The sequence below is a fragment of the Pectobacterium peruviense genome, assembly GCF_002847345.1.
In the GTDB taxonomy this organism is placed as follows: Bacteria; Pseudomonadota; Gammaproteobacteria; order Enterobacterales; family Enterobacteriaceae; genus Pectobacterium; species Pectobacterium peruviense.
In genome coordinates, this window is sequence record NZ_LXFV01000022.1 from 74,877 (window position 1) to 89,315 (window position 14,439).

General features: G+C 48.3%; 12 protein-coding genes, 1 tRNA gene and 2 pseudogenes. 5 read left to right on the top strand and 10 right to left on the bottom strand.

The window, feature by feature from the left end:
* Window positions 1-8 precede the first annotated feature (8 nt).
* The 4 genes from tssB to A0G03_RS16115 all read right to left on the bottom strand — a co-directional run bounded on the left by tssB (window position 9) and on the right by A0G03_RS16115 (window position 7,479).
* Window positions 9-512: a type VI secretion system contractile sheath small subunit gene (tssB, locus tag A0G03_RS16100; RefSeq protein WP_011094953.1), complete on the bottom strand. Its 504-nt coding sequence runs from the start codon at window positions 510-512 to the stop codon at window positions 9-11.
* 1,159 nt (window positions 513-1,671) lie between these two features.
* Window positions 1,672-3,084, bottom strand: coding sequence for an efflux transporter outer membrane subunit (locus A0G03_RS16105; protein ID WP_048261829.1), 1,413 nt, complete (start codon window positions 3,082-3,084; stop codon window positions 1,672-1,674).
* Window positions 3,081-6,224 carry an efflux RND transporter permease subunit gene (locus A0G03_RS16110; RefSeq protein ID WP_048261830.1) on the bottom strand — a complete coding sequence of 1,048 codons (3,144 nt, stop codon included), beginning with the start codon at window positions 6,222-6,224 and terminating at the stop codon, window positions 3,081-3,083. Before A0G03_RS16110 ends, A0G03_RS16105 begins: the two co-directional genes overlap by 4 nt.
* Before the next feature lie 82 nt (window positions 6,225-6,306).
* Complete coding sequence (locus A0G03_RS16115) at window positions 6,307-7,479, bottom strand: efflux RND transporter periplasmic adaptor subunit (RefSeq protein ID WP_048261833.1); 1,173 nt, start codon at window positions 7,477-7,479, stop codon at window positions 6,307-6,309.
* 189 nt (window positions 7,480-7,668) lie between these two features.
* Here A0G03_RS16115 and A0G03_RS16120 point away from each other — a divergent pair, with 189 nt between their 5' ends.
* Together A0G03_RS16120 and A0G03_RS22005 are read left to right on the top strand one after the other, a co-directional pair.
* Window positions 7,669-8,241: a TetR/AcrR family transcriptional regulator gene (locus tag A0G03_RS16120; protein WP_048261835.1), complete on the top strand. Its 573-nt coding sequence runs from the start codon at window positions 7,669-7,671 to the stop codon at window positions 8,239-8,241.
* Window positions 8,242-8,374: 133 nt separating this feature from the next.
* Window positions 8,375-8,551: a hypothetical protein gene (locus A0G03_RS22005; RefSeq protein WP_422120986.1), complete on the top strand. Its 177-nt coding sequence runs from the start codon at window positions 8,375-8,377 to the stop codon at window positions 8,549-8,551.
* 68 nt (window positions 8,552-8,619) lie between these two features.
* Here the strand turns inward: A0G03_RS22005 and A0G03_RS16130 are convergent, their stop codons facing one another.
* Window positions 8,620-8,934: a PTS sugar transporter subunit IIB gene (locus A0G03_RS16130; RefSeq protein WP_048261837.1), complete on the bottom strand. Its 315-nt coding sequence runs from the start codon at window positions 8,932-8,934 to the stop codon at window positions 8,620-8,622.
* A gap of 197 nt (window positions 8,935-9,131) precedes the next feature.
* Between A0G03_RS16130 and A0G03_RS22010 the strand changes: the two are divergent.
* Window positions 9,132-9,239: pseudogene (locus tag A0G03_RS22010) on the top strand (NIPSNAP family protein); the annotation flags it as partial.
* A 29-nt stretch (window positions 9,240-9,268) separates the two neighbouring features.
* Here the strand turns inward: A0G03_RS22010 and A0G03_RS16140 are convergent.
* A complete protein-coding gene (locus A0G03_RS16140) occupies window positions 9,269-9,814 on the bottom strand; it encodes a histidine phosphatase family protein (protein ID WP_048261842.1) in 546 nt (181 codons plus the stop codon).
* 114 nt (window positions 9,815-9,928) lie between these two features.
* Between A0G03_RS16140 and A0G03_RS16145 the strand changes: the two are divergent.
* Window positions 9,929-10,174 (top strand): annotated as a pseudogene (locus A0G03_RS16145) (tyrosine-type recombinase/integrase); the annotation flags it as partial.
* An 18-nt stretch (window positions 10,175-10,192) separates the two neighbouring features.
* Here A0G03_RS16145 and A0G03_RS16150 read toward each other — a convergent pair.
* Window positions 10,193-10,268 (bottom strand) — tRNA-Thr (locus A0G03_RS16150).
* Between the two features lie 527 nt (window positions 10,269-10,795).
* On the opposite strand from A0G03_RS16150, the gene A0G03_RS16155 reads away from it, so the two are divergent.
* On the top strand, window positions 10,796-11,215 hold the full coding sequence (locus A0G03_RS16155; protein ID WP_048261844.1) for a hypothetical protein: 420 nt from the start codon (window positions 10,796-10,798) through the stop codon (window positions 11,213-11,215).
* A gap of 270 nt (window positions 11,216-11,485) precedes the next feature.
* On the opposite strand, the gene proA is transcribed toward A0G03_RS16155, so the two are convergent.
* The 3 genes from proA to crl form a co-directional block, all read right to left on the bottom strand.
* Window positions 11,486-12,739, bottom strand: a complete 1,254-nt coding sequence (gene proA, locus A0G03_RS16160) for a glutamate-5-semialdehyde dehydrogenase (RefSeq protein WP_048261846.1) — start codon at window positions 12,737-12,739, stop codon at window positions 11,486-11,488.
* A gap of 10 nt (window positions 12,740-12,749) precedes the next feature.
* A complete protein-coding gene (gene proB, locus A0G03_RS16165) occupies window positions 12,750-13,853 on the bottom strand; it encodes a glutamate 5-kinase (RefSeq protein ID WP_048261848.1) in 1,104 nt (367 codons plus the stop codon).
* Window positions 13,854-13,976: 123 nt separating this feature from the next.
* The gene (crl, locus tag A0G03_RS16170; RefSeq protein WP_048261851.1) at window positions 13,977-14,351 is read right to left on the bottom strand and encodes a sigma factor-binding protein Crl; all 375 of its coding nucleotides are present in this window, start codon (window positions 14,349-14,351) and stop codon (window positions 13,977-13,979) included.
* Window positions 14,352-14,439: the final 88 nt, after the last annotated feature.

The following is a 14,439-nucleotide window of genomic DNA, read 5'->3' on the forward strand; positions in this document are numbered from 1 at the left end:
AACATCAATTATTCGGCGGGTTTCACCAGCTCGAGCTCTTTCAAAAGCTGCTCTCTGGCTTCTTCGCTGGACAACAGATCCTGCAAACGATTACGGAATGAGGGAATATTGCCGAGGGGGCCTTTCAGCGCGACTAATGCTTCACGTAAATCAAGCAGCTTACGTAATTCAGGCACTTGCTGGGCGATGCGGTCAGGGGAGAAATCATTCAAACCGCCGATGCTCAATTTCACTGGCAGGTCGTCCTGACTTTCTTCTTCAAGGCGATTTGGCACACTGAAATTCAGTTCCAGATTTGCTTCTTTCATCACGGAGGTAAAATTGTTTTTATCGATCGATACGGTCTGACGCTCCTCGATCGGTGTTTCCTCTGTGCGCCCTTTCATATTTCCCACGATCATCAGCGTTAACGGCAATTCTATTTCCGCCTGCTGACCACCAGTGGCCGGAACATATTTGATATTAATACGTTCCTTTGGTGCGACAGATGCACCATCAGTTCCTTTTGCCATGTGTCTATACCAACGTAAGGGCACTCGGGCCCGGAGAAGTAAAGTCGATTCCTACCAAAAGCCCGCCATAATCCATAAGCACGGCAGCGACTCGGCAAACAAATATCCCCGTCATACTTCAAGTTGCATGTACGTTGGCTGCGTTCAGTCACCCGAATCACTTACCTGAGTAAGCTCATCGAGATGTCTTCTCTTGCCGCCTTCCTGAAACTCGAATTATTTAGGGTATAGCGTATTTGTTTTTCGACCAGCGAGATGAAATAAATTTAAATCGAATTAAAAAACCATAATAAAACCGTAAAGTTACGATTTATATCGGAGTGAAAGACTCACACCAAGAAGGAAGTTAAATACATTCATATTTTGAGTTTAGATCATACACACAACATAAACGCACGGTCAACGCTTATATAGCAGAGCAAGTAAACGGAACGATTAAAACAAAAAATACAGTAAAAACAAAAATATAAATTAAACTTAAGTAAAAATATCCATAATAAAACATAATAATCCATTGAGTTTCAATTGACGGAAAAAGAATATATTTCGTGCCTTTTAATTTCGTTAACAACGAAATACTTAACCCGCTAATAAATGATAAAAATAACAAATAACGCATTAATTTTAATTTAGTGAAAATATTCACTCTCTATTTTTTGCTTTTGGCAGAATAAATAACTCTATCACCTTAGGAAACTATTTCCGTGTTAAGAAATAAATATTAGATAGTTTAGCAATCATTGATTTTTTAATGAAAATTATTAGTTTTTTATACTATCAAAAAACACAAAAGAAGTGACATACGCTAAATAATTAAAATTAGCGGAGTTTCATAACAAAAATTACAGAGTGAAGCAGTGGAATGATCTTTTAAACGACATTTTTAGGTTAAAAAATAGCAGTCATCCGGCAGGGTAACCTTCCAGGTGATACCTGGCGGCCAAAGCACAACGAAAAGGAAAATGAGGAGTAAGGTATGAAACCATCAAAACATCTCGTGAAGCGGGTCATCAGCAATAGCGTGAAATAAGGGTGCCCTAATAGGACGCCCTTCTTTGTATGACTTCAGATTATCGTTGGAGAACGAGATCGGCGCTTTCAACTGCCAGGCTCGTATGATAATTCAGCAGCACGCGATTTAACGGGTTAAAGAATATGCTTAACGCGCTTGCCGATTTTCTTCATTCCAGCCACCGCCCAGCACGCGGTAGAGTGTAGATAACGCCATTTGATGCTGTGTTCGGATATCAATAAGTTGAATCTGACTACTCAATGCCCGGCGTTGTGCATCAAGATAGCGCAAGTGGCCATCCACACCACTGGCATATCTTGCCTCAGCCAGCCGCAACGACTCAAGATTGGTCTTCGTCAGGCTTTCCTGTGCCAACGCCTCCCGCCGTAAAGTATCCGTTGCATCCAATGCGTCAGATACTTCACGAAATGCCGTCTGAATGGTTTTTTCATAATCTGCCACAGCAATATCTTTCCGCAGATTTGCGACATCCAGATTAGCCATATTGCTTCCGCCGGAAAATAACGGCAGCGTTATCTGTGGGGAAAATGACCAAGCCTGCTGTCCACCACTGAAAAGATCGGATAACTCAGTACTGGCACTGCCGTACATGGCTGTTAAAGAGATGCGAGGAAAAAAGGCTGCCCGCGCAGCGCCAATACTGGCGTTTCTTGATTTCAGCCGATGTTCTGCTGCTTCAATATCGGGCCGGGACGCCAACAGCTGAGAGGGTGTACCCGGTGCAATATTTTGCAGAATCGCGTCTTCAGCGACAGACTTCTGAGGCAGATAACGGTCAATATCGTTAGTGCCAACCAGCAAACGCAGCGCGTTCTCTGATTGTCTTAACTGACGGGTGACCTGCTCCCTTTCCGCCCGCGCTTGCTCCACAAGCCCCAGCGCTTCCTGATAATCAAGAGCGGATACTACGCCTACAACACGTCTTTCTGAAATGAGCCTCAGGGAGTCCTGCCGCGACTGTAATGTGCTGTTTGTCAGCTCGTAACGCTGCACCGCACCATTGCGAGTGAGATAAGCCTGCACGACCTCCGCTATCAGCGTAATTCTCGCACCACGGGCATTGGTCTCTGTTGCCAGATACTCTTCCATCGCAGCATCAGAGAGGCTTTTAATTCTCCCGAACAGATCGAGTTCAAAAGCTGCCAGACCGATCCCTGAGCGCCACTCGTTCTGAATAGCCGCTTGGCCGGTTGGGGATATATCGCCAGGAACACGCTGGCGTGAACCCGATCCTTGAGCCTCAATACCCGGTAATCGATCGGCACGTTGGATGCGATATTGCGCCCGAGCAACATCCACATTTAACAGGGTTTGCCTTAAATCCCGGTTATTGGCGAGCGCTATATCGACCAAATGTCGTAACCGTTCATCCTGAATAAATATCTTCCAGTCGGTTGTGGCAGATGAGTGCTGAGTAGCCCGATCACTTTTCCATTGTTCCGTTATCGGTGACGGTGGCGTGGTATAGCTGGGTGCCATGGAGCACCCCGCAAACAGAAGCGTAGCCGCAATCAGACTGAGTTTATGAGGCGTTATCATTTTCCCACCTCTTGGGTATCTGTCTGGCTATCAGACGGCATCTTTTCTTTGCTTTTATTCATCAAAGACATGACCCAGACATAGAAGACTGGTACAAACAGCACACCCAGTAAGGTCGCGCTCAACATCCCTCCCATGACACCCGTACCGATAGCACGCTGGCTAAGTGCGCCCGCTCCAGTTGCAATAGCAAGCGGTACCACGCCAAGAATGAAGGCAAGCGAGGTCATCACGATGGGACGAAAACGCAAGCGTGCGGCTTCAATAGCGGACTGCCTGAAAGATTTCCCTTCTGCGTGGAGATCCTTTGCAAACTCGATGATAAGAATTGCGTTTTTCGCCGCCAGCCCAATGATCGTGATCAGACCTACCTTGAAATACACGTCATTAGACATCCCCGCAGCCATTACGGCCGCAACAGCCCCCAACGCGCCGATAGGAACAATCAGCAGTACCGAGAACGGGATCTTCCAGCTTTCGTACAAAGCAACCAGAACCAGAAAGACCACGACGAGTGCCAGGGCTAATAGCATCGGAGCCTGAGAACCGGCGGCTTTTTCCTGATAGGACAAGCCGGTCCACTCATACCCAATGCCCGGCGGTAATTGCGCCACCAAGCGCTCAATCTCTTTCATCCCTTCACCCGAACTCATGCCGGGCACCACGTCACCAGAAAGTTTGAGGCTCGGATAACCGTTATAGCGGACAACTTGCACAGGGCCATGCTTCCACGCAATGTCGCTAAACGCTTCCAGAGGAACCAATTCCCCATTGCGGTTGAGAATATTCAGTTTACGCAGCGTTTCCGGCGTAGCGCGGTTTTCAGGCGCGGCTTGGACAATAACGCGCTGCATACGCCCCTGATTTGGGAACTCATTGACTAAAGCCGAACCGTAGGCGGTCGAGATGGCATTATTAATGGCATCAAAAGGAACCCCCATTGCTTCGGCTTTCTCACGATCGATACGAAGGTCAAGCTGTGGTGCATCAGCCAATCCTTCCACCATGATGTAAGCAAAAGTCGGGGACTCATACACCATACCCATTAGCTGTTGGCTTGCGGCAAGCAGCGCATCACGACCCAGTCCGGCACGATCCTGAAGGCGTAACGCAAAGCCACTTGAGTTCCCCATGCCTTCAACCGAAGGCGGAACGATAGAAAATAGCGTGCCGTCTTTTATGCTCTGGAAAACGCCGCTGGATTGATCTGCTTCATTTTGCACAGATTCCTCACTGGAGCGTTCCGACCAGTCTTTGAGCATGACAAACCCCATGCCAGCATTCTGCCCCGTACCGGAAAAGCTGAATCCTTGGAGTGTCAGCACATCGGCAACCGCAGGACGTTCAAGAAAGTAGTTTTCCATTTCCTTGGTTGATGTCATCAGCCGCTGATATGTCGCCCCCGGGGGAAGCTGAATATCCGTCATGACATAGCCCTGATCTTCTGACGGAAGAAACGCCGATGGCAGCCGGGTATAGGCCACCGCAAGCACACCAAGAATGGCGACATACACCAGCATCACTCTGCCTGTGCGTGACAGCAATGTAGATGTGGTAGAAGAGTAACGTTCCGTCAGGCTGCTGAATTTACGGTTGAACCAGCCGAATAGCCCTCTCTTCTCAGCATGGTGGCCTTTAGCGATAGGCTTAATCAAAGTGGCGCAAAGCGCAGGCGTCAGCGTAAGGGCAAGAAAACCAGAGAAAAGAATCGAAATTGCCAGAGAAACAGAGAACTGACGATATATCACCCCAACAGAACCACTCATGAATGCAAGTGGCAGGAACACCGCAGCGAGCACGAGGGTAATCCCCACGATTGCCCCACTGATTTGGGACATCGCTTTGATCGTCGCCTCTTTAGGCGGCAGACCTTCTTCAGCCATGATGCGTTCGACATTTTCCACGACCACAATGGCATCATCCACCAGAATACCGATGGCCAAAACCATACCAAACATGGTCATCATGTTGACGGAGAACCCTAACGGCAACATCACCGCCAGCGTGCCAAGCAAACAGATAGGAACAACAATCGTCGGGATAAGGGTGTAGCGAATATTTTGCAGAAACAGCAGCATGACTAGAAAGACGAGCACGACGGCTTCAAGCAGCGTCATCAGGACTTTCTTAATGGCCACTTCAACAAATTTCGATGTGTCATGAGGAACGCTATAACTGATATTCTCTGGGAAGTTCATCGATAATTCAGCCAGTCGAGATTTGACGGCTTTTGCTGTCTCAAGTGCATTGGCCCCAGGAGAAAGTTGCACACCGATCCCTACCGCTGGCTCACCATTGAGCCGTGATGATAAACGATAATCTTGCCGCCCCATTTCTACTCGACCAACATCACTCAAACGGACAGTCGATCCGTCGGCATCGGCCTTAAGCACAATACGAGAAAATTCCTCAATAGAGGACAGTTGCCCCTGAACCAGTATGTTTGCAGAGATTTCTTGATCAGGCGGGCTGGGCTGCTCTCCCAGGCTCCCACCGGATACCTGCGCGTTCTGCGCTTTGATGGCATTATCTACATCATTAATGGATAACCCGTAGCTAATCAGCTTCGCTGGATCTATCCATACACGCAAAGCACGCTCTGCGGAAAACATTTGCACGCGGCCTACACCTGTGACTCGGCGAATTTCGTTGTTAATGTTTCGCGCCGCATAGTCGGCAAGGTTGACCTCATCAGCATTCTTATCTTTGGCTGTCAGAGCAAAGATCATGAGGAAGTTTGTGCTCGCCTGCTCGACCTGTAGCCCTTGTTGGGTTACCGAGGCAGGAAGACGGGATTCGACTTTTTTAATACGGTTCTGTACGTCAACCTGAGCGAGATCGGGGTTGGTGCCCGGCTGAAAGGTAATGGTTATTTCTGCTAAGCCAGCACTGTTGCTCTGAGATTCATAATAGAGCAGCCCTTTTGCGCCATTAAGCTCTTCCTCTATCAGGCTTGTGACACCGCTATTGATGACTTCAGCGGACGCACCGGGATAAGTTGCCGTCACCACAATTTGTGGCGGAGCAACAGCGGGGTACTGCGAAACAGGCAACGACGAAATGGCAAGCAGCCCTGCCATCGCGATGAAGATAGCCACAACCCAGGCAAAGTTGGGTCTGTGAATAAAAAAATTAGGCATGATTTATTCCGGCACGTATGATTTTTGCGGATTAAAAAAACACTGATGGTGCAAATCGAACGAGATAACGCCCCCGTCAGTGCTAAGAAGAGGCATTGCCATCCTGTTGTTTTGGCGTTTGTACTTCCTGTTGAGCCGTATCAGCAGTTTTTACAGACATTCCTGGCTGAATTTTATCTACGCCATTGATAATGACCTTATCCCCAGCGCTCAATCCTTCCGTTATCTGCCAGTCCTTGCCTTGCATCACACCAGTAGTCACGTGTTTCTCAACAGCCATACCTTCAGCATTGATGACAAAAACCTTTGCAGTTCCATCCGTTCCACGGATTATTGCCCGCTGTGGAATGAAAATAGCCTTCTGATCCACACCCAGTTCCGTACTCACTCTCACATACATACCAGGCAGGAGCCGGTTATCCGGATTGGGGAATTCTCCACGCAGCATGATTTCGCCAGTGTTTCTGTTGACCGAAATGTCGGTGAACAGCAATTTACCCGTTGCGGTATAACCCGTTCCTTCGACATGAATGCTCACCTTCGGCGCTGAATCCTTATTCGCTGAAAGCTGCCCCTTTTCCATTGCCTCACGCAATTGCAGGGCGGTATTCGCAGGCTGATTGAAATCGGCATAAACCGGATCGATTTGCTGTATCAAAGCCATTGGCGTGGTTTCTCCCTGCCCCACCAGACTTCCTTCACTCACCAGACTTTTACCTACCCTGCCGGAGATCGGTGCCCTGACAGTGGCATAGCTGAGATCCAGTTCAGCAGTTTTGACGTCCGCACGAGCGGACAAACGATTGGCCTTCGCTGTTTGTAGGGCAGTATCCGCATCATCGTATTCTTGGCGGCTGACAGCATCGATTTTCACAAGCGGGGTATAGCGACGAACAAGGGATTCGGCCTGTTTTACCTGTGACTCCGACCGCACCAGACCCGCCTTAGCACGGGCAAGGGCTGCTTCAAACGGTTCCTGTGCAATGGTGAAAAGCAGTTCCCCCTCCTTCACCGCGGCACCTTCAGTGAAGTGCCTTTTCTGAACAATCCCTGCTACGCGCGCCCTAACCTGTGCGACACGGACAGGCTCGATTCGTCCTGGCAAGTCTGCCGTCATGGTTTTCATCTGCGGGATGACGGTCTGAGCTTCAACCTCTACCGATTGCGGCGACTGCTGTTCAGACGCAGTCGTTTCATCACCACAACCTGCCAATAACAAACTCAAGGCAAGCGCACTCATTTTTAACCTAGCCATACAACCCCCTGGGCCACACTGGAATTTTTGCTTAAATTTGCGACGCAGATAATACTTTCAAGCCCCAAATGAGTCAATATTGATTCAAAAGAAACAAAATAAACTCTAATGAGGTGTTTTTTTTTCATTGCGGGTATGGAAAGATAAGCAGGCACCCTGACGGGGCTGACAACAAGAAAAGGAAAGAGGATGTCTGAAAATATCAGTGACAAGCTGGCTGGAGCTCTAGCTCTTGCAATCGCCCGCAATCCCAGAGCAAATCTACAACAAATAGCCAAGAAAGCGGGGATTAGCAAAGCCACTCTGTACCGCATCGCACCGACCAGAGAGGAAGTCATTGTACTCTTGCTTGAACGCGCCACCCGTCACCTTGAACAGGCTCTTTCCAGTGCGGAACTCGCAAAGCCACCTTATCCTGATGCATTGATTCGGCTCACGCAGAACGTCATTGCTGGACGTGATTTTTACATGTTTTGGAATGCGGCTCAGTGGGTGCGGATGGTTGATGACAGAAAAGATGCCGTGGATGAAGCCATTCCTTCCTTTTATGGTGAAGCACTAGAAGAATTTTTCAGGCGAGGTCAAAAGGAAGGTGTGTTCCGCGTTGACATGCCAGCTCGCTGGCTCACCAAAGCTTACGATTTTATGCTTTATGCTGCTGTTGATTCTGCATTACGCGGCGAAATTGCCCCCATTGATATGGCGGTGCTGGTTAACTCCATGTTTCTTAATGGGGCGAGTTCGGAGACGGAGAAGGGTTGATTGAAAAATACCGTTCTCTCGATATGTAAACAACATCGGCAAATCACGTTTTTTGCACAGTCTCTAAGCCAATAACATTGTTACGCCGCTATTCGGCGACAATTTTTTACAAGGCCTTGAGCGTCCGATACCAATAACCCGATTAACAGAATACTATTCAGGTTTGAATGTGATTCATCCGTTTCGGGAAATCAATGGACGCTCTCAGCATTTATTATTCGAGCATGTGATTATCAATTGTGGCTATGGTGTATCTTTCAAAAATATCGATACCAGCAAATATCTGTTGCCGTTGATAAATCGAGTTTAATTCGCAATAGAGGAGAATCTCAGCCAATGAGAACTGTCCACTAAACACCAAGCTACCCGCTCCGCAACTTAATTAATATTTTCAGGTATATAAGTCTGAGCAAACTGTAATACTTTTTTTCCGTCGAATGATGCATATGGCAGGCTATCTATAACAGCAATGAACCGCGATTCACCAACAATATTCCTGAGTTCAGGGAGTTTATATTGAATGTGTGGCGCAACAAGAAAGCAGTCAAAAGCAGGCGCAATACTGGCAAAATTATCCAGCCCTACAGCACTGATCATAATCTGATAATTCTGAGCATCTGCCGCTTTCTGCATTTTTTTTGCAAGAACATTGGCCGTATTTCCGAACAAGCAACATATCAGCAACTTTTTCATGAGTATGCCCTCCAGATAACCACTCAAACACTATTCCTTACAATCCTGTAAAAATGCGCACTGGCTCATGTTTACAGAACAAAGATGACTGGTGGAGGTTAATGCTGGACTTTGACGTAACCGATATAGCAGGAACTATTCTCTGGTTAGCATCCGAAGTTGGAGCGTTTATAACTGGCGCGGCTTTCCAAAGCATCATGTGGGAAACCAGCGTTCCTCTCCATCAACGCCACGGGAACGATGTGGCTTCGTTTGGCAACTCTCCGGATGATCTGGATTGCTACTATCTGATTCGTGCGTTTGATATGCCCTGAAAATATAACTGCCTGAGCTATCAACGCACAAGTTTAATGCCCGACCAGTATCCTGAAGAACCCACTTTCTGCCTTCTCCAGCCAACTTTCTGTAGCTCTCTGGCAACCAGAACATTCATAAAACCATGTCCAACACTTAATACATATCCATGTGTTTCTGCCATTTTATTCAACTCACAGGAAGCGAGCTTCGCTCTTATCTTTACTGAAGAAAAAGTTTCTACGACTCCACTACCTCCCGCCATCCAAACAATACGAAATAAAGCAGCCCAAACAAGTGGGGTTAACTTTAGCAGGGGGATATTAAAAACAGGCAATGGTGCTTCATGCAGTTCATCAATGATGATATCTGGCTCCAATCCAAGAGCAGCTACAGACTCAAGAGCCCGTTGCATTGGACTAGAAACTATAAATTCTCCCTCACTAGCAGCGACGGTTGAAGCATCGGGCGAATCCAATATACCAGCCGCATCATACTCCCCTATCCACGAGTACATATCGACCGATCTGATTGCCATCGAACTTCTAATATTAGGCTTTCCATGTCGCAGCAAAAATAATTCCATGAGGCAGATTCTCCTGTTAAAACAGAAACACCTATTTACCATAACATTAATTTTTAATTGTCCAACGACCTTAGTATCCACTGCGCCACTTACTGCAAAAGAGCACTCGTTAATGGAGCGCTAAAGCGAGCAGGCATTAGCAATTTCCGATTCCATAGCTTGAGGCACACGTGGGAGTTGGCTGGTGTTTCTCTTCTGGCACTGAAGGAGTTGGGTGGATGGGAAACGCTGGAAATGGTTCAGAGATATGCGCATTTATCATCCGGACACCTGAGTGAGCACGCAAGTAAAATTTACGTGATTTTAGAGCGCAATGGCACAAATATGTCCCACAAAATTACGGAAACTAATGGAACCTGAGGTAAGTGATTGATTTTATGGTGCCGATAATAGGAGTCGAACCTACGACCTTCGCATTACGAATGCGCTGCTCTACCAACTGAGCTATATCGGCTTTGAGATCGTCATGGCGAGAGCCAGACGTGAACTACGGGGTGACAAATTAGTGATAATGGTACAGCAAGTCAAGCGTTTGGCGATCGTCTGCTGGTTTTATCATCATCCACTCTGTGCTGATAATTTTCAGTGCTAATAACGTCATACGCTATATCTTTTCGGCTTAACAGATGCACATACATAACACGGCTCCCAAATCTCCATTCTCTTCGGGAGAAGAACCAAAAAGATAATACCTGATTATGTGAAAACTATGCTTTCTGTGGAGATAAATATTAAGTTTTATATACAGCGTGATATTTACAATAAAAATATCTTTTTACCCTTCGACTATAACCGCAACACATAACAATACCCACCTGTACGGTTTAAGATAATTCCCTATTCTTTTTATTTTCTATTTTGCTCTACTTAAGCAGCCAAGACGAAAAGGACGTTGTCTTAACGTGAAGCTCTCAATAATACGTTGTCGACGACAAGATTATTGTTAGCGTAGTCATAACGCGCTGTAAGAGGAAATACACCATGAATATGAAACCATTGTTTTTAGGCTTAATACTGGGAACCAGTTACATTGGCATGGCGGCAGCAAATGACTTGGATTCAGCCCGAGCATCGGCGGAATCAGCCTTCAGCCACGATAGTGTTGAAGCGAGAGAAAAAGCGTCAGAGGCGCGAACTAAAGCGCATGAGCATGAAACTCAGGCGCGGGAAAAAGCGAATGATTTCAAATCCGATCTCAAATCAAGGGAGCCAGAAGCCCGGGAAAAAGCTGACAAAGTCAAAGCTGATGTGAAACCCAGAGAATCCGAAGTCAGAAAAGACGCCGAAAAAGGCTGGGCTGATGCCAAAACGAAAGCAGATAATTTTAACAGCCGAGCGGAAAAACAGGCTCACGAAACTGCCAACTCAATCCATAACGCCGCAGAGAAGCATCAACGTTAATATGAAATAATGTATTTTTGAAACAAAGGATAAATAATTATCCTCCGATAGCAAGACAGACTATGGATCTGTGAAATATCGCACAAAGCATAGTTTGTTACTATTGGAGGATATTTTTCTGATGCAGTTATTTTATTGCATTTATATTTTCGCATTAAATTTTAATTTAAATAACGATGGCGCAGCAGAGCAATACAGTTGAAATAAATACTTTTATCGGAATAAAAATAATTGCTGCGCATCTCTTTGAGATGCGCAGCAATTCATCGATTAGGCACGAATCAAATCATCGCCATAACCAATCCACTTGTAGGTGGTCAGCGCTTCCAGCCCCATTGGACCACGAGCGTGCAGTTTCTGAGTACTGACCGCCACTTCCGCGCCCAGACCAAACTGGCCACCGTCGGTGAAGCGCGTACTGGCGTTGACATACACCGCTGAGGAATCCACTTCACGCACGAAGCGTTCCGCGTTGCTCAAGGATCGCGTCAGAATCGCATCAGAGTGCTGCGTACCGTGTTCACGAATATGGGCAACCGCCGCATCCAGATCGTCCACCAGCGTGACGTTCAGGTCGTTAGAGAGCCATTCATCATTGTAGTTGGCGTCTTCCACAGCAACGACGTTAGCGGGGCCACTGGTCAGGTAAGGCATTGCTGAAGGGCTGGCATGGAGCGTAACGCCCGACGCCGCCATTTTCTTGCTCAGTTCAGGCAGGAAACGATCGGCAATGCTTCGATTGACCAACAGCGTTTCCAGGCTGTTGCAGGCGCTAGGACGTTGCACCTTGGCGCTTTCAATAACCGTCAACGCCTTGTCGAAATCGATGCTGTCATCGGCATAGATGTGACACACACCGATACCACCAGTGATCACCGGAATCGTCGATTGCTCACGACATAGCTTATGCAGGCCTGCGCCCCCACGTGGAATCAGCATGTCCACGTAGCGATCCAGCTTCAGCAGTTGATTGACTAACTCACGGTCCGGGCTTTCAATTGCCTGCACCGCAGCAGCTGGCAGGCCACTCTGCGACAGCGCCTGCTGAATGACTTTGACCGTCGCCGCATTGGTGCGGTACGTCTCTTTGCCACCGCGCAGAATTACCGCATTACCGGTTTTCAGGCACAGGGAAGCCACATCAATAGTGACGTTCGGGCGCGCTTCATAAATCACGCCGACCACGCCCAGCGGCACACGGCGACGCTCCAGCTTAAGCCCGTTATCCAGCATGTTGCCATCAATCACCTGCCCTACCGGATCGGTCAAGCGACACACCTGACGTACATCGCCGGCAATCGCACTCAGTCTTTCCTGCGTTAAAAGCAGACGATCCAGTAACGCCTCGCTCATGCCATTTTGACGTGCATCGGCTAAATCCAGCGCGTTAGCCGCCAGGATCGTTGCACTCTCAGCTTCCAGCAAATCTGCAATTGTCAGCAGCGCACGATCTTTCTGAGCTGTGCTCAAGACCGACAGTTGATAAGAGGCCGCTTTTGCCGCTTTACCCATTTGTTCAAGCATCGCGAACTCCTTAATTGATAATCATATCGTCGCGATGGATAGCCACCGGACCATATTCGTAGCCAAGAATATCGGCAATCTGTTGAGAATGATGTCCGGCAATCAGACGCAGCGCATCGCTGTTGTAGCGCGTCACGGCATGCGCCACATCGCGGCCCGCCAGGCTACGCACACGAATCACTTCGCCACGAGAGAAATTCCCTTCTACCGTGCGGATACCTTTAGGCAGCAGCGAGCTACCACGTTCGAGGATCGCCGAAAGCGCGCCGTCATCGACGGTGATTTCACCCGCCGGTGGTGCACCGAAAATCCAGTGTTTGCGGCTTTCCAGCGGTGCATCCAGCGCATGAAAACGCGTTCCAACGGAAATATCAGCAATCACATCGCCAATCACGCCCGGCTTGCTGCCTGCGGCAATCACCACGTCGATACCGGCACGACAGGCCACATCGGCAGCCTGCAATTTAGTCGACATGCCGCCCGTTCCGAGGCCAGACACGCTGTCACCCGCAATGCTGCGCAGCGCATCGTTGATGCCGTTCACTTCACGGATCAACTCTGCATCAGGATTATTACGCGGATCGGCGGTAAACAGCCCTGCTTGGTCGGTCAGCAGCAGCAGCTTATCCGCATCGGCCAGAATCGCGGCCAGCGCGGACAGGTTGTCGTTATCGCCAACCTTGATCTCAGCGGTCGCAACCGCATCGTTTTCATTAATCACTGGAACGATATTGTTATCCAGCAGCGCCCGCATGGTGTCACGCGCATTGAGGAAACGCTCACGATCTTCCATATCCGCACGCGTCAGCAGCATTTGCCCGATGTGGATACCGTAGATGGAAAACAGCTGTTCCCACAGTTGAATCAGGCGGCTTTGACCCACGGCGGCCAGCAGTTGTTTGGTCGCAATCGTGGCCGGTAGCTCGGGGTAACCCAAATGTTCACGTCCGGCGGCAATCGCCCCTGAGGTGACAATAACAATCCGATGCCCTGCCGCATGTTGCTGCGCGCACTGGCGCACCAGTTCAACAATGTGGGCACGGTTAAGACGGCGCGAACCGCCGGTTAACACGCTGGTGCCCAGTTTCACAACCAAAGTCTGGCTGCCGCTCATAATTTCTCTGCCGTTGAATGTCAAAAAATAAGAATAAGGAAAACGTTGTAACAGGACAGGCGCGTTATGCCAACAGGCATAACGCGAAAACCTGCGAATAAATCGGGGAGCGTCAAAGAAGCATCACGGTCGTGCGACGAGGGTACAGGCGGGTTCCAGCGAGTGCAGCAGTTTCTCCAGTCGAACATGAAAAGCCTGTTTGGCATTTTCTACCTGTTCAATCACGGCTTTGTCCTTAATTTTTTCCTCACGCCAGTTACCCTGTTTATCAAACAGACCGTAGTGATACTCATAAGCAAAGGTTTTACCCGTATCTTCCAAATTCAGCCACCAGCCCCAGAACTCACGCTCTTCCGGTGCAGGCTTGATATTGACGCAAACCGCCAGGCAATCAAAGAAGAACGCGGTATCCTCGCACTGCGCTTCACGGATATAAGGCCCCAACGACGTAAAGTTCTTCATGAGTCGGCTCTTGGGGTGTCCACTCGGTAACATCATTTACGATCTCCTCTGGTTGAACATTCTTTTTAGCAGAGAATGGCAATTTATCAACCACCTGGCATAAGGTTACTGCCGGCACCCACGT